The organism is Agitococcus lubricus, from assembly GCF_003051055.1.
Classification (GTDB): domain Bacteria; phylum Pseudomonadota; class Gammaproteobacteria; order Pseudomonadales; family Moraxellaceae; genus Agitococcus; species Agitococcus lubricus.
The window spans coordinates 146921-162338 of record NZ_QAON01000005.1 but is presented as its reverse complement, the minus strand read 5'-3'; the positions used below and the strand labels follow the sequence as shown (position 1 = coordinate 162338).

Here is a 15418-nt window from a genome sequence, read left to right as displayed (position 1 = left end):
ACTGCATCGAACCGATGTATATCTGTACGCTGTTTCGTTTGCAAGACAGCGCACAAATAAAAAAGCCCCTAAAACTCTTTAATAATCATATAAATGCTCAATATGGACACCCGTTTGTTTTAATTGTTTAAGACTTTCATGTAAGTGTCCAATTTCGAGTGTGAGTGCAATACGTTTTTCTTGTTGATTGGTAGCAATGGGTAAAGAAAAATTCGCTTTGCTATAGGCAATCTCTTGCTGCCAGTCTTTATGGACTAAACCCGTCATAAAAATATACTGATTGCCAGCAATTTCGATAAATTGGCCGTTGGCTTCGGTAATGGCGAAAACGGCCTCTCTAAACGCTAAATAACGAGGCAAACTAATCAACAAAGAACCATCTGTATAGTTTTCTATCAATTGAATATCGCTATGTTGTTGAAAAAACTCTGCATTAAGGTTTTTGACACGTGCTAATACATGGTCGTCAGCGACACCATAAATGAGTCGAGTTGCACCCGTAATAAACGTTGCATACAGAGCCTTCTCAAGATATTCAGTACTTAAAATCACGCGACGTTCTAATTTGCGTAAGGGATTTTTGCCAATAAGCGGGGTATCAAACCATAAGCGTTTAAGTTGTTTGCTAAAAGAGTATTCGTACCACGGACGTACTTCAATAAAATCAACATAATCGTTGGCAACTTGCGCAGCGAGCTTGTCTTCATCGCTAAGACTTTGAGTGCTTAACACCTCACTAAGTCGCCCGATAGAGTTTTCATAAATCCCTTTAAGGGTATTTTCGACGGTATAGCTGACACCTAAAACCGACACCATTAAGTGATAGCCACCATTAAAATCATAGCGTTCGCCCATGGTTTGATTCACGTGATAATAATATTGCCAAAATTGACCAATAGATTGAAAGTAAGGAAAGTTAGTCGCACTGTGCTGATTGAGATACTGCCCATATTCATCAGGGTTATAGACTAAAAACCATTCGGGTAATGTTAAGTAAGTTTGTCCTTCGTCACGTTGATAGTTGGCTTTAGCATCGAGTTGCTGATGAATGTTGAGTTCAGCTTGTTGGTTTGAGGGCTGTTTATGAAATAAAATTAAGGTGTTTTTGCTTGGGTCATGGTCTTGGACGAGTCGACGAACATCGGCCTTAAAACCTTGCTGTTCGACTAAGCTAACCAGTTGTTGCGCAGAGCAAAAAAAGCGTGGCTCTTGGCTGACATAATCCCAGTCTTTATCCAGTCCCGAATAAAACGCATCGTGAATTAATGAGACAAATTCATGAAAATCATTGGAGTCGACATCATGGTCGCGAATAATTAGCTTGCCATGAGGACGTAGCACCCGCCAAACCGAGGCTAAAAAAGGGTCGAGCTTTTCTCTAGGAATATGATGTAAGCCAATATAAATAGTGACAAGGTCTAAACTTTCATCGGCAATCTGGTTGCGTGGAATCGGGTCATATTGGTTTATATCTAAAAATTTGCCTATTTTTCGTAATTGGCCGCGCTCAGCAATTTCATTAGGTGAATAGGATGGATATTCATCATTCATCAAAAAAATCGGTTTATTCAGTTTGAAATGATGTTTGATGCCTGCCACATAACGACCCGTAGAGCCAATTTCTAAATAACCGTTGATGGTGTGTTGCTCACCTAAAAGCTGCTTGGTTTGTTCACTAAGCACCGCTTTTTGTTTGGCTAAGGCAGGGAGTGCATAGCTGAGCGACCAAGTCGTTGGTGTCACGTTGGGAAGCCCTTTTTGAATCCCCTGATAAATGGCTTTGTCTGAGTGATGTTGTGCCGTTTGCTCTAGAATAAGTTGAAAGAAATCCGCAGTAGGGTATAAACCATAAACATTTTGCAAAAATAAAAACAAATTATCTTGATGTTGTGTCGATGCGAGAACGGTTTTAAAGCGCGAATGTTCAGCTAATCTATTGGTTTGTGTGTCTGACTTAGCAGCAGGTAAGCCATATTTATCCCATAATTTATTGGTGAATTTATGACTTGGGTCGACTTTTTGTTTGATAGCAAAAAAGTTATCAGCCTGTGGGTAGGCGCGTTGAAATTGGCTCATAGTCGCATGTGTTTGATAGGGTAAATAATAAGAGCCACCTTCACTCAGTGCCGCTTCAATCAGCTCTCGAGTCCATATACCCACAGCTGTTTTCTCGGCTGCATTTGTCTCTTGTTGATAATACAAAACTAAGGCAAAAACATCGGTTTTTGACCAAGATAACAATGATTCATTATCTTGATGTGCAAAACGTATAGACACATTCAACACATTCACCTGATGACGATTCAAAATCTCGGCCATCACTGGCACAAAATGATTGAGTTTATGGGTGGGTACAAAATACTCTTGTAAAACATAAGTGTGCTTAGTACGTGATTTAGGTTCTAACTCGTGAATATCATAACTGGCTTCATAGTTACGCCATGTGACACGTTGACCTTGATAGAGCACAGGGTCAATCACATATTCGCGGATTTTTTTACCTACATTGCCTTTAGCAACTAAAGATAAGGCACTGTGTTCGGCGGGATACCGTTGATGACGTGGCACTAAACGCTGTTTAATGGTCAAGGCTTTATCGGTTTGTTGGTAAGAAATGGCACGCACTTGTTGATACGTGGGAGGATATAAATCGGCATTATGAAAAATAATTTCGGATTGGTTTTTAATATGCTCATCAAAAAAATGAGCATAATCTGCAAAAGCCATTTTTTGTTCAAGACGCTCAACTTTGACATTATCATCTAATTGCAACGTTGCTTCCACAATGACACCAATCCCCCCATAACCTCCAATGGCCGCTGTAAATAATTCAGGATTTTCCGTACGACTCGCCGTGACTAGTTCACCATTAGCCAATACCAGTTTAATAGCTTTGACCGATTTAATAATGGCGCCATGATGAATATAACGACCATGTACATTGACACTTAACGAGCCACCCACCGTAAAATTAGCATAGCTTTGCATAATTTGTAGCGATAAGTTATGTGGGTCAATCACGTCCTGAATATCACGCCATGTGATGCCAGCCTGAACGGTAATTTCTTTTTCACTGGGGACAAAACGAAGCACTTGCTTAAAAGTGTGCATATCAAGCACAAGTGCATTTTCGCTAGCAGTTTGTCCTCCCATACTATTGCGGCCGCCTGCAATGGCGATTTTTCCTTGATGATTTTTGACTAAGGCTTGAATTTGACTCGTAGAAGTCGCTTCAACGATTTGTTCTACTGTAATTGGATTCAGTTGACTAATATCATTGACTGTCGCGGCATCGCTTTGGTCAATCGTTATCAGACTACTGATTAAGAAGATTAAGCTATAGAGGCGTTGTTTGTTTTGGCTAAACCTTATCATTGTTATCACTCCATCAATCGTAGATGGCTTTTAGCGATAATCGTGCCAATAAAAAGTACTTATAAATCAAAGGTTTTTATTTTTATTATTTGAAACAGGGTCATATTTTGCAGTTATTACATACATAATATGCTGGTTGAGGAGGATAGATATGAACTGCCAACAATATGCCATTATCATGGCAAACTATAATCAATGGATGAATCAGCGTTTATATCAATTAGTGGCTACTTTAACGGATGCGCAGCGTAAACAAGACTGCGGGGCATTTTTTGGCTCTATTCATCACACCTTAAATCATTTGTTGTTAGCCGACCAAGCATGGCTACAACGTTTTCAGGGGCAGCCTGTCACCATGAAATCACCACGAGACATTGTCCATGATGACTTTGTGTTGTTGCAGCAAACGCGTGAGCAACTGGATGAGCAGATTGTGAGGTGGGCGCAAGCACTGCCCGCATGCTATGAAGATGAGCCGTTAGGTTTTTATAGCGTGACGTATCAAAAGCAAATGGTCATGCCCTTATTTGCGGCAGTGATGCAGTTTTTTAATCATCAAACCCATCATCGTGGTCAAATTACCACCTTACTATCCCAACGCAATATAGATATCGGCGTGACCGATTTACCCATGATGCCGTATTTTATGGGGACATAAGCCATCCCTCATAGATGGCTGTGACGGATGGGCTAATCCTATGCCAACGGCTTAAATTTTGTTAGCATCAAAAATTGACCATTTTTTACCCCATGTTGGCAAATTAGGCATCATTATAATGAACCATCTGAGCTTAGAACCCTTTTTTCAAGGTCATCCTGATTGGCGTATGCGTGCAGGCAAGTTGCACCGTGAATATTGTTTTAAGGACTTTAATCACGCTTTTGCCTTTATGACACAAGTGGCTATGTTATCAGAGCGTATGAATCATCACCCTGATTGGTCAAATAGTTATAATCGTGTCATCATCGATTTGATAACCCATGATGCGCAAAGCGTCACAGGTAAAGACATCAGCCTTGCTGTGGCCATAGAACAGTTATGGCAGCATAAATTATAATTTCAGCTACTATAAAAAGAGTTTTTTGCTCTTGAGAGACGCCAAATGACAACCCTATTAAAATTAAGTCCAGAATCCGACCCACAAATTATTCATGCCGCGTTTACGGCACAGCAAGAAACGGCGATTCGTTGGCGTGAGTCTACCGCAGATGAGCGTATTGGCAGACTAAAACGACTGAAAGAAGCGGTCTTAGCCCATCGAGAAGATTTTTATCGCGCATTTGCAAAAGATTACCGCAAACCTGCGGCTGAGGTGGAAGTGACCGAATTAATGCCTGTGTTAGATGAGATTCGTCATGCTTTGGGTAAGCTCAAACAGTGGATGAAACCCCAAAAAGTGCAACCGACGAGTTTAATGTTAACCACCAGCGCATGGATTCAATATCAACCACGTGGCCGTGTGTTAATTATTGCGCCGTGGAACTATCCGCTTAACTTGTGTTTTGGTCCCTTAGTATCCGCGTTAGCAGCAGGCAATACCGCCATTATTAAACCCTCGGAAATGATGCCCTCGGTATCGGCTTTAATGGCAAAAATTATTGCTGAGGTTTTTTCTATTCATGAAGTTGCCTTGTTTGAGGGCGGATTGGCGACTTCAGAAACCTTATTGGCCTTGCCCTTTGACCATATCTTTTTTACAGGTTCACCTGCGATTGGTAAGGTGGTGATGACGGCGGCAGCAAAACATCTCACCAGCGTCACCTTAGAGTTAGGCGGTAAGTCGCCTACTATTGTTGACCAAACGGCTAATTTGCGTGTGGCGGCAGAAACCCTAATGTGGGGTAAGTTTTTGAATGGCGGGCAAACCTGTGTTGCGCCTGACCATATTTATGTGCATTACACGGTGAAAGCGGCTTTTATTGATGAATGTCGCCAAGTCCTACAACAGCGTTATGGCACAACGCCCAGTGAACAAAAACACAGCCCCGATTTAACCCGTATTGTCAATACGCGACATACCCAGCGCATTGCCAATTTGGTGTCAGACGCAACGGCACGCGGCGCGACAGTGATGATGGGGGGCGACACGGATATTGAGCAATGTTATGTGGCGCCCACCTTATTAACCGATGTACCCGCCGATGCACACATTATGTCCGAAGAGATTTTTGGCCCCGTATTGCCATTGATTGCTTATGACGATATTCAAACGGTGATAGATGATATTAACCGTCAACCTAAACCGCTAGCACTGTACATTTGGAGTCAGCATCAAGCCACGATTGATAAAGTACTGACGAGCACCAGTTCGGGTGGCGCATGTATCAATCACTGTTTAATGCAGTTTGTGCATGGTAATTTGCCATTTGGTGGGGTCAATAACTCAGGCATTGGTAATTCACACGGTTATTTTGGTTTTAAGGCGTTTTCGCATGAGCGAGCGATTGTCAAAGCCTCTAAATTAATGTTGGTTGGATTATTCTTTCCGCCGTATGATGATAAACGCCGTAAAATTATCCGTATGATTGTCGATTCGATGAAGTTGCCGATGTTATAAATAGCAAGATTTTGCTGACTGACGGCGTTGGTTCTTTACGAATGCCGTTTAGCCATGAGCGCTGAATAAGCCGTTTTCAGTGCTGTATCAACTCTCTGTTTGATAGGGAGTAATTTCTTGTTGAGACTGTAACCATTGGCTAAAAAAACCAATAAATAAGCGCACCTTAGCCGATAAATGTTTGCGGTGTGGATATACCGCATATATCGTGCTAACGGGTGTGTGATAGTTTGGTAAAATACGTACTAATCTACCCGTATTGAGGTAAGGCGTGATAATAAAACAGGGGGCACAACAAATACCCATGTCTTGCGCCGCTAATTCCACCAAAAAACTACTGTTATCACTGCCAATTAAGCCATCGACTGTCATATCGTATTGCTGCTGTTGTGCATCCAAAAAAGTCCATACCTTTTGGTGTGATAAATGATGTTGGTAAATCAGACAGTTATGTTGTGCCAAATCACTGGGATGCACGAGCCGTGGCTGTTTAGCCAAATAACGGGGCGAGGCAGCATATAATAATTGGGTATAACCCATTGCCTTAGCCACGACATGTTGTTGACCTACCGAGCCAATACGCAAAGCCAAATCAAAACCTTCTTCGACCAAATCAACCATATGTCCCGAGAGCGAGACATGAAATTGTAATTGCGGGAATTGTGCCTGACAGGCGCGAATAGCAGGTGCAAGATAACTTAAACCAAAACCGAGCGATGTCGTGATTCTGAGTGTGCCTTGTGCCGACTGTGACTGTTCACTCACAGACGATTCTAAGGCGTCCAACTCTAGCAGCCATTGTACGCAGCGCTCATAATAGGCATGGCCACTTTCGGTTAAGCTAATACGTCGTGTCGTCCGATTCAATAGTCTGACATTCAGATGACTTTCTAATTGCGCCACCCAGCGTGAAACAGCGGATGTTGATTGGGCAAGTTTGTCGGCAGCATTGGCAAAACTGCCAGCTTCAACAACAGTGCAAAACACGCGCATGGCTTCTAATTTATCCATGATTATCCCAAAAAGTGGCATTTATTATCCAATAATAGCTTGTTTATCCCACAAATATAAATAGTTAAGCTATGTATACCGAGTTTGTTGACCGTTATAGGAGTCAGTTATGAAATTATATTATGCCGCAGGGGCATGTTCTTTAGCGCCCCATATTGTTGCCCAAGAAGCGGGTATTGTTTTGAGCTTAGAACGAGTGGATTTAGCCAGTCATAAAACAGAAAGTGGGGTAGATTTTTATCAGCTTAACGCCAAGGGGAGTGTCCCTTTTTTAGTGTTGACGAATGGTGAGTCTTTAAGTGAAGGGTCAGTCATTTGCCAATATTTAGCGGATAGTGTGGCCAATACGCAACTATTGCCTCCTGTTGGTTCTATGGCGCGTTATCGGGTACAAGAGTGGCAAAATTATATTAGCTCAGAGTTACATAAGTCTTTTTCACCACTATTTAACCCCAAAGCATCCGCAGAGACTAAAGCACTGTTTGCACAGCAGTTAAAAGCTAAATTGACATGGGTGTCTGCACAGTTAGCAAACCGTCCCTATTTAACAGGTGAACACTTTACGATTGCCGATGCCTATCTGTTTGTGGTGGCTAATTGGAGTCAGTTTGTCGCTTTAGATGTGAGTGATTTAGCACCATTACATGCCTTTTTACAGCGTGTCGCCAGTCGTCCTGCGGTACAGGCTGCACTCAAAGCAGAAGGCTTAATCAAATAAGGAACATATCATGCCATACGTCAATATTAAAATTACCCGTGAGGGAGCCACCGCCGAACAAAAGGCAGCACTGATAGCAGGTGTCACTGAGTTACTGGTGACGGTGTTAAATAAGAATCCTGCAACCACCTTTGTGGTGATAGATGAAGTGGATTTGGATAATTGGGGGATTGCAGGTCAATCAGTGACACAGTTACGACAGCAACAGTCAAGTTAAGTTAACGGGGTGGTGTGCACCACCCTATTTTTGGGGTAGGAATTGCTCATGTCGATTATAAAAGACCTGTCTATCTCGGCAGTGGTAGCAGGTTTTGTCACAGTATTGGTTGGCTTTACCAGCTCAGGTGTCATTGTTTTTCAAGCGGCACAAGCACTGGGCGCAAATGCAGCACAAACAAGTTCTTGGTTATGGGCGCTTGGTGTCGGCATGGCCTTAACCAGTATCGTGCTTTCCCTCTATTATCGCATCCCGATTGTCACCGCATGGTCTACCGCAGGCGCGGTGATGTTGATTGATAGTGCACAACGTCTTAGTCTTGCCGAAGCCATCGGTTGTTTTATGGTGTCGGGCGCATTAATTGCTATGACGGGCTTTTCGGGGGTATTTAGCCGTGTGATGAATAAAATTCCTCTGGCATTAGCGTCTGCGATGTTAGCGGGTATTTTATTGCGATTTAGCCTTAATGCTTTTGCCGCCATCCAAACAAATACGTTTTTAGTGTTAGCCATGTTGGCGGCTTATCTCTGTTGTCGTCAATGGCAAGCGCGTTATGGCGTATTGGCTGCTTTAGTCGTGGGTATTTGTGTGGCGCAAAGCCAACAAACCTTACATTGGCAGACTGTCTCATTGACGTTGACTCAGCCTGTTGCGGTGATGCCTGTCTTTTCGTGGTCAGCCATCTTGGGGGTTGCGATTCCTTTATTTATTGTCACGATGGCATCGCAAAATATGGCTGGGGTTGCAGCAATGCGTAGTTTTGGTTTTCATCCGCCATTAGCATCCATTATTGGTTGGACAGGTATTGCAACCATGATGTTTGCGCCATTTGGTGCATTTGCCATCAGTTTAGCGGCAATTACCGCAGCCATTTGTTTGAGTGGCGAGGCGCATGAACAAAAGCACAAACGCTATGTTGCAGCAATATGTGCGGGCTTGTTTTATTTACTGATGGCGATTTTTGCCGACACAATAACTTATGTATTTAGTACTTTACCCAAGGACTTGGTCGTGGCATTAGCGGGTATTGCCTTATTGTCGACGATAGGCAATAGTCTAGCCGCTGCCTTAGTGCAAGAAACGCAACGGGAGGCAGCACTAATGACATTTTTGGTGACAGCGTCGGGCTTGAGTTTATGGGGTATCAGTGCGGCATTTTGGGGTATTTGCGCAGGGGTACTGGTCTTGGCTATACAAAAGCTAACAGTAGGCCGATGAGTATCCATAATCGGCATAATAGCCATAGCAAGAATAGACGCCGTCTGTTAGTGTCAGAGAATGATTATTACCTATCTATCCCCTATAACATGTGAATTTTAGGAGTCCTTATGCCTTTAGTGACTATCGCAATCTTAAAAGGTAAAAGTGCCGAATATAAAAAAGCAGTTGCCGATGCGGTGAATGCAGCTGTCATTGAAACCATGAATTTTCCTGACGACGACCGTTATCAATTAATTAACGAATACGAACCCGACTGTTTACAATTACAAACCCGCACAGGTGACCGTATTATTATGTCATTAGTTATGCGTGCGGGACGCTCAAATAAGGCCAAACAGGCTTTTTATGCCAAAGTTGTCTGCAATTTACAGCAAGCCGTGGGTATAGACCCTACGAATGTCATGATTACGATTACCGAAAACCACGACATAGACTGGTCATTTCGGGACGGTGTTGCTCAATTTGTTGTTTAGGAAACCTTATGATTACTGTCCACCATCTCAATAACTCCCGTTCACAGCGCGTATTATGGTTACTGGAAGAGTTGGAAATTCCGTACACTCTGAAGCGTTATGAACGTGACCCCAACACCATGCTAGCTCCTGCAAGCCTCAAGGCCATTCATCCTTTGGGTAAGTCCCCTGTGATTACAGACGGTGAACTGACGATTGCTGAGTCAGGCGCAATTATGGAGTATTTAGTCGAAACCTATGGTGCTGGCCGTTTAATACCCAACGCAGGTAGCCCAGCCCGTTTGCGTTATCGGTATTGGTTACATTATGCCGAAGGCTCGGCAATGACGCCCTTATTATTAAAGCTGGTGTTTAATCGTGTTAAAACAAGCCCTATGCCCTTTGTGGTTAAACCCGTTGCTAAAGGTATTGCCAACAAAGTGTTATCTAGCTTTGTCGACCCACAAATTAAGTTGCATTTAGATTACATGGAAAGTGAACTGAATAAATACCCGTGGTTTGCAGGTGAACAGTTTACCGCTGCCGATATTCAAATGAGTTTTCCTCTGGAGGCTGCCAGTGCAAGAGGGGGGCTAGATAAAAAATACCCTAAGCTCAGTGCTTTTTTAGCTAACATCCACGCCCGTCCTGCTTATCAGCGTGCTTTAGAGCAGGGCGGGGACTATAGTTTGTTATCTTAAGTTGACCGACAGTTCAGACTGACTTTGGTGTTGACTAAAGTCAGTCTAATCGCCAACAAACGGTTGGCTCTGTTTGTCGTGTTAAGACCTAGCTTTGCAGACGATTATCCCGTAAATAAGAGCGCATACTTTGCAGCATTTGGTAGGGCTGTTGCTCTACAAATAAATTAGCAAAACTTGCTGGAATAGCACCCCCTAAGTCCGCATAACCTGAGGTGGTTATCTCCACATAACCCTGCGTATTAGGCTTTAAGAGCCAACTGCCTTGATAACGTGCGACACGTACCATATTGTCTTGAATAGGTGCACGCTGGTCTTGTGTGGCTTCATTAAATAATAAAATAGAGCCATCGGCTAAATAGCTTAATTGTGATTTAATCACGACATCGCGGTCAGTTAATGGAAAAGGTAGGTCTAGTTCCATACGGTAAATGGCAATACCCGCCGCATTGGTAGGGCTTAATACGTCTATGCGACGTACATAAGGTGCCCATTTGGGGGCTTCATTAGGGTTTAAGAGCAGTGCCGATACATTGGTGATAGAGCTATATATTGACGTTGCCGCTTTATAGCTAAAAACGGGGTTATTTTTGACTTTGTACGTCCAGACTTTTATCCCTTGTTTATCAATAGCGAGCTTAGTCATGGGGAGGTGAGCATCTGCCTGCGCAAGTGCATGGCTAAAAAAACTCGCACAACATAAAAACAGCAGACGTGGCATCATTTTGGAGACGATAGGCTTCATCATGCACCTGAATTACAACAAGAGAAAACGATAGTCTGATATATGAGCCCAAAAAGGTCTGTCGCCAATATGACAATTGAAGAAATGTTTTGTATGACTAAAGTAAAACCATTATAGTTAAAGACTTTTGGTTTAGGTATTTGAGTGTTTTTTAACAGAGGGGATGTACGAGATGTTTTGCGTAGATGGTGGGTTGGGCGGGATTCGAACCCACGACCAATTGGTTAAAAGCCAATCATATAAAGCAACAATAACATAATGATTATATGATGTTTTTATTGTTTTTCATTGTCTGATAAACTCATATTTTAACCTTGTTTTTTTCCTTAAAAATCAATGCTTATAAAAGTTAATATCAGACAGTTTTTTAGTGTTTTTTTACTTTTTGCAAAGGCATAACTTTAACGATTTTTCTTCTATAAACACGGTTTGTTATTGCTGAGTTGGTGTGATCAAGCAGTGTTTGTGCTTCTTCTAATGTCTCAATATCACTGCCAGTTTTTGCTCTTAAATCATGCTCAGTAAAACGTTCAGCGATAACACCAAGACTTAATGCTTTAGTCATTGCACGTTGCCAAATTGAATCAAAACCGCTTGTAGTACCGTCTTCTTTTATGTAAGCCTCACCATCCTTGGTACAAAACAAATAATCAGTACCTATGCGCCTGCGTAGTTCTTTTGCAGCATTAACAGCATCAACCAACTCGGTTGTCCACATAATCACTTTGCGCTTTGCTCCACGTCCAGTAGTTTTAATGCGTTGATAATGTATGCCATCATTTTTTAAATCAGATAATTTAAGGCTCAATAAATCTGATTTTGATAATCCAGTCAGTATTTTTAAATCAATATAAACTTGTAAAAACTGACTAATACATTGTTTGAAAGCATTTAATTCATCATCTTCAACATATCTATCCCGAATATTTGGAGTATTTTTTATGATTAGTCCGCGAGTTGGATGTGCCTCATTACGCAAACAACCCCATTCTATGGCTTTACTAAAAGCATGACTCAGAATTTCAATATCACGATTGGCACCAATGACAGCTTTTTTGCTTCTTATGTCTCTGTATTCAAAGCAGTGATGGCTTTCTACTTCTGTAATATTCATTTCATCAAAAAATGCACGTAAAAACTTTAGACTATTTAAGTTACTACGTTGTGTGGCTGGCTTTTTAGTCGTAATGACATCACGCGCATAACGGTCGAATAGTTCGCGCATGGTTATAGGTTTGGTTTTTAATAATTCTGAGTCTTGGTGAAGTTTACTTAAGCTGGCATACATTTCACTAATAGTAGTCCCTAACCTTGTCCATTTTTTCCCTATTCTTGCTGCTTCTTCATCTCTAGCATGATAATAATAAGCACCATGTTTAAAATAAACACGCTCAGGCAAATGTCTGTCGATTGTGCGCTTACGTCCCATTTATTAGTGCCTCAAGTGCCTTGCGGTTAGGTTTGTTTGATACTGTTTTTTTATCTTGGGCAATGCCAAGTCTTTGCTGCATATATTGACGCAAAATCTTTGGTTTGCCTTGACTGCTTATTTCAAATGTCCAACCATGTTGTGATAACCATTGAATTTGTTCTTTTGGTCTAGAGTAATCTGTAAGCTCTTGGACTTCTTCAAAAGTTAAAAAAGTGCTATTCATATTCGCTACTCAAAAATATCTAATTGATATTCTGTTGGCTGATATTGCTGTTTTAGTTCGTTTTGTAGTTTTGGTTGCTTAATCGCTTCACTACCAAACTTTTTAACAGCTTTATCTTTCCAAAGATTCCACATTCTTGAATAATTCATGTTTTTGACAGGGAACGGCCAATAATCGTTTATTAGTTGGTATGGCTGAGTACCTTTAATCTTTACTTCAGCAGCAATTAAGCCCATGTATAAATCACAAATTTCGCTAGGTGAAACATTTGACAGCACAACATATCTTTGGCATTTGGCACACAAGCAGCAATTGCCAAATCTTTCATGATGGCCATATTCAAATTTACGGTGATGACAGCGAAGGCAGATCATTTTGTAAATCTCTTTTGGCGTAACACAAATTTAAGGGCTTGTGTTTCGCTTTGAATTTGATATGGATAATTAACACCTAATTTTTTGAGTTGATTTTCAGCATACTCAACTGCTAAAACTTTAATTGCATATGTATGTTCAGCCCAATCTTCTTGATGGTCGATATGAACAATTACACAATAGCTCCAAATTTTTGCAGCTTTTTTTAAATCGCGTTCGGTAATTGCTGACATAATTACAAACTCGCTTGACCACCAACAACAGCCAACTTAGGCGGCAAAATTTGCCCATGTTTGTTAATGGTTGGTTGTGATGTTTTAACTAATTGAAAGGCATGATTGCAGCTAGGGCATTGATAATGAAATTTAGGCAATGGCAAACCCATGGTGCTAAAACAAAATGCGTCAAAATCACTGGTTTTGCCACACATCGCGCATTGAATACCGACGTTCATTGGGCTTGCTCCTGCTGCTTAATTTTGTCATCTAAACAAATTTGTTTGGCTTCTGTTGCTGATAACTTATACCAATTTGCCACATAACAAAGTTCGCTGACTTTGATTTCCGCTGCATACAAAACCTGATTGCCCCTATCTAATTTTTTAATTCGATAATTCGAGCAATCACTTTGTATTAAGTTATCATTTATTTTTCGCCAGTGAATTTGCATTTTCTAATTAATCCATATTCGGCTTTAATTAAATTTAACTCTGTTTTCAAATGCTCTTTTTCAGTTTCTAATTTATTTTTTTGAGAAAATAATTCAGAATTTTCTAAAAGCAAAATATGATTGTGTGTAGATAAATCTTTATTTCTAATATGCTGATAAATAATAAAAATAAAGACTAATGCAACAGATAAAATTTCCATGATTAACTCCTTTAAAATGGTAATAGCGACATTCCATTAAATCCTAATGCCCATGATTCAGCCTCAGCGGTTCCCGATGGATATGGGTTATTTGGGTCTAAATCAAAGGCACGTTCGCCTTCTTCAAAGAAGTCAGTAGTAGTAGGGCGTTCTAAGATTTTCCACCACCGTAGGCCAGTCATAAGTTTGGTGTCATCACCATAGTTTTTGTACCAACATTCGATGTGTTCTGGCTTGGTATGCGGCAATTTTTCAATGTAATTGAAGATGCAAGCCGTACCATTCGCATTGATGCCAATGTATAAAACATCATTATTCAACGTGTTAACTGGTAAGGCTTCTAAAATGTTGGTATAGCCAGAATTTTTATGTTCTTGCTTAGCAACTAAATCAGCAGCAATCGTATTAACAATGTTTTCAATATTGGTAACGGCATTATCAATATCTTGATTGATAGGCTTAACATTCTCTGTGTTAATCGCTTCGAGTTCGTCTCTTAACTCGTCAAGCAAGTTTAAAAAGCTGTCATTAGTGATAGGTGGATTTAATGCTTTCGTCATGGCTCTTCTCTCGTTGTTGTGGGTAAAACCAAAAAGAGTATTGACTTGATTAATCAATACTGTTTTTAACTTTAAAACGGTAATAATCGGGCGTATTTGTAGCCACTATCCCATAGTTGATAGGCTTTTGAATCAACTGGGTGAGGGTTTTCGCTTTGGCTTTTTTTGTCAAAATACGCATCACAGCCGTCTTGGTAGTGACGGTTAAAATAGTTTTCGCGGTTAGAAATATCTAAATTTGCATAAACACTGGCATTTCTAAGCAATTGTTGAATAAGTTCGCGTTCGCTATTGGTGATTACGTTTAACGCGCTAAGAGCTTTAATAAAGCCGATTACTTTTGAGCATTTGTTAGATAAGCAATGCTGGGTTGCTGCATGACGTACCTCTAAAAGTACTTTGCAAAGTTCTGTGTACCAGAGTGGGGCTTGTGACATTTTTTGCGTCCATTGTTTGTTTTTAACTCAAATAATAAAAACATATGTTATTGAAAATGTCAATAACATATGTTTTTATATTGCTTGTGATAGAAACAAACTGGAGGCAAAAATGTTTATAAAATTTCAGCGTGAAGCACGGTATCAGCCTAGAGGCGTGACAAGTCAACGTTTAGCAGCAACTAAGCGTAAATTTAAAAAAGAGCAAGAACGGTTGCCTTTGTTTGCTCTTGAGATAGAAGAACAGCAGCCAGAAATTGAGAGTTATATCTTGTCTAAAGATGAACAAATCATTAAACATGAAATTGAGCGTAGAAAATTGATAGCAGATCGTTGGCGACTGGCTAGAAAAATTGTTAGATGTATGCCTATTGATGTTAGAAATCAGGTTATAGAGAGGTGGCATGGGAATAGATACATGCCAAAAACGTCATTTTATTTTATAGATATGCTATATACGCATTTTAGAGAGTATTATGAAGTCATAGAAAAAGCCGCTTAGTGCGGCTTTGTTTTGTTTATGCG

Annotated in this window: 21 protein-coding genes; 9 read left to right on the top strand and 12 right to left on the bottom strand. The window is 40.8% G+C overall.

The window, feature by feature from the left end; genetic code table 11:
- Positions 1-78: 78 nt before the first annotated feature.
- Positions 79-3375: an FAD-binding protein gene (locus C8N29_RS07080; RefSeq protein ID WP_107865353.1), complete on the bottom strand. Its 3297-nt coding sequence runs from the start codon at positions 3373-3375 to the stop codon at positions 79-81.
- 151 nt (positions 3376-3526) lie between these two features.
- On the opposite strand from C8N29_RS07080, the gene C8N29_RS07075 reads away from it, so the two are divergent.
- The 3 genes from C8N29_RS07075 to C8N29_RS07065 all read left to right on the top strand — a co-directional run bounded on the left by C8N29_RS07075 (position 3527) and on the right by C8N29_RS07065 (position 5933).
- Entirely contained in the window at positions 3527-4033 is a 507-nt protein-coding gene (locus tag C8N29_RS07075; RefSeq protein WP_107865352.1) for a DinB family protein, read from the top strand.
- A gap of 118 nt (positions 4034-4151) precedes the next feature.
- A complete protein-coding gene (locus C8N29_RS07070) occupies positions 4152-4433 on the top strand; it encodes a 4a-hydroxytetrahydrobiopterin dehydratase (protein ID WP_107865351.1) in 282 nt (93 codons plus the stop codon).
- A gap of 45 nt (positions 4434-4478) precedes the next feature.
- Positions 4479-5933 carry an aldehyde dehydrogenase family protein gene (locus tag C8N29_RS07065; protein WP_107865350.1) on the top strand — a complete coding sequence of 485 codons (1455 nt, stop codon included), beginning with the start codon at positions 4479-4481 and terminating at the stop codon, positions 5931-5933.
- Positions 5934-6020: 87 nt separating this feature from the next.
- Here C8N29_RS07065 and C8N29_RS07060 read toward each other — a convergent pair whose 3' ends face one another.
- Positions 6021-6944: a LysR family transcriptional regulator gene (locus tag C8N29_RS07060; protein ID WP_170106922.1), complete on the bottom strand. Its 924-nt coding sequence runs from the start codon at positions 6942-6944 to the stop codon at positions 6021-6023.
- Between the two features lie 109 nt (positions 6945-7053).
- Here C8N29_RS07060 and gstA point away from each other — a divergent pair, with 109 nt between their 5' ends.
- The 5 genes from gstA (at position 7054) to C8N29_RS07035 (ending at position 10253) form a co-directional block, all read left to right on the top strand.
- Positions 7054-7662, top strand: a complete 609-nt coding sequence (gstA, locus tag C8N29_RS07055; protein ID WP_107865348.1) for a glutathione transferase GstA — start codon at positions 7054-7056, stop codon at positions 7660-7662.
- 10 nt (positions 7663-7672) lie between these two features.
- Positions 7673-7879 carry a tautomerase family protein gene (locus C8N29_RS07050; protein WP_107865347.1) on the top strand — a complete coding sequence of 69 codons (207 nt, stop codon included), beginning with the start codon at positions 7673-7675 and terminating at the stop codon, positions 7877-7879.
- Between the two features lie 48 nt (positions 7880-7927).
- Positions 7928-9097 carry a benzoate/H(+) symporter BenE family transporter gene (locus tag C8N29_RS07045; protein ID WP_107865346.1) on the top strand — a complete coding sequence of 390 codons (1170 nt, stop codon included), beginning with the start codon at positions 7928-7930 and terminating at the stop codon, positions 9095-9097.
- Positions 9098-9207: 110 nt separating this feature from the next.
- Positions 9208-9573 carry a tautomerase family protein gene (locus C8N29_RS07040; protein WP_107865345.1) on the top strand — a complete coding sequence of 122 codons (366 nt, stop codon included), beginning with the start codon at positions 9208-9210 and terminating at the stop codon, positions 9571-9573.
- Between the two features lie 8 nt (positions 9574-9581).
- Entirely contained in the window at positions 9582-10253 is a 672-nt protein-coding gene (locus tag C8N29_RS07035) for a glutathione S-transferase (protein WP_107865344.1), read from the top strand.
- An 88-nt stretch (positions 10254-10341) separates the two neighbouring features.
- On the opposite strand, the gene C8N29_RS07030 is transcribed toward C8N29_RS07035, so the two are convergent.
- The 10 genes from C8N29_RS07030 to C8N29_RS06980 all read right to left on the bottom strand — a co-directional run bounded on the left by C8N29_RS07030 (position 10342) and on the right by C8N29_RS06980 (position 14893).
- The gene (locus C8N29_RS07030; protein ID WP_107865343.1) at positions 10342-11001 is read right to left on the bottom strand and encodes an START domain-containing protein; all 660 of its coding nucleotides are present in this window, start codon (positions 10999-11001) and stop codon (positions 10342-10344) included.
- 364 nt (positions 11002-11365) lie between these two features.
- Complete coding sequence (locus tag C8N29_RS07020) at positions 11366-12427, bottom strand: tyrosine-type recombinase/integrase (protein ID WP_107865342.1); 1062 nt, start codon at positions 12425-12427, stop codon at positions 11366-11368.
- Entirely contained in the window at positions 12417-12653 is a 237-nt protein-coding gene (locus tag C8N29_RS07015) for a DUF4224 domain-containing protein (protein WP_107865341.1), read from the bottom strand. The genes C8N29_RS07020 and C8N29_RS07015 overlap by 11 nt, the downstream gene beginning before the upstream one ends.
- A gap of 5 nt (positions 12654-12658) precedes the next feature.
- Positions 12659-12889, bottom strand: coding sequence for a hypothetical protein (locus C8N29_RS07010; protein ID WP_107865340.1), 231 nt, complete (start codon positions 12887-12889; stop codon positions 12659-12661).
- Between the two features lie 134 nt (positions 12890-13023).
- Positions 13024-13260, bottom strand: coding sequence for a hypothetical protein (locus C8N29_RS07005; protein ID WP_107865339.1), 237 nt, complete (start codon positions 13258-13260; stop codon positions 13024-13026).
- 2 nt (positions 13261-13262) lie between these two features.
- Positions 13263-13481 carry a hypothetical protein gene (locus C8N29_RS07000; RefSeq protein WP_107865338.1) on the bottom strand — a complete coding sequence of 73 codons (219 nt, stop codon included), beginning with the start codon at positions 13479-13481 and terminating at the stop codon, positions 13263-13265.
- Positions 13478-13696, bottom strand: coding sequence for a hypothetical protein (locus C8N29_RS17045; protein WP_107865337.1), 219 nt, complete (start codon positions 13694-13696; stop codon positions 13478-13480). Before C8N29_RS17045 ends, C8N29_RS07000 begins: the two co-directional genes overlap by 4 nt.
- Positions 13672-13896: a hypothetical protein gene (locus tag C8N29_RS06990; RefSeq protein ID WP_107865336.1), complete on the bottom strand. Its 225-nt coding sequence runs from the start codon at positions 13894-13896 to the stop codon at positions 13672-13674. The genes C8N29_RS17045 and C8N29_RS06990 overlap by 25 nt, the downstream gene beginning before the upstream one ends.
- An 11-nt stretch (positions 13897-13907) precedes the next feature.
- A complete protein-coding gene (locus C8N29_RS06985; RefSeq protein ID WP_107865335.1) occupies positions 13908-14456 on the bottom strand; it encodes a hypothetical protein in 549 nt (182 codons plus the stop codon).
- A 71-nt stretch (positions 14457-14527) separates the two neighbouring features.
- Complete coding sequence (locus tag C8N29_RS06980) at positions 14528-14893, bottom strand: hypothetical protein (RefSeq protein WP_107865334.1); 366 nt, start codon at positions 14891-14893, stop codon at positions 14528-14530.
- Positions 14894-15005: 112 nt separating this feature from the next.
- Here C8N29_RS06980 and C8N29_RS06975 point away from each other — a divergent pair, with 112 nt between their 5' ends.
- Positions 15006-15395: a hypothetical protein gene (locus C8N29_RS06975; protein ID WP_107865333.1), complete on the top strand. Its 390-nt coding sequence runs from the start codon at positions 15006-15008 to the stop codon at positions 15393-15395.
- Positions 15396-15418: the final 23 nt, after the last annotated feature.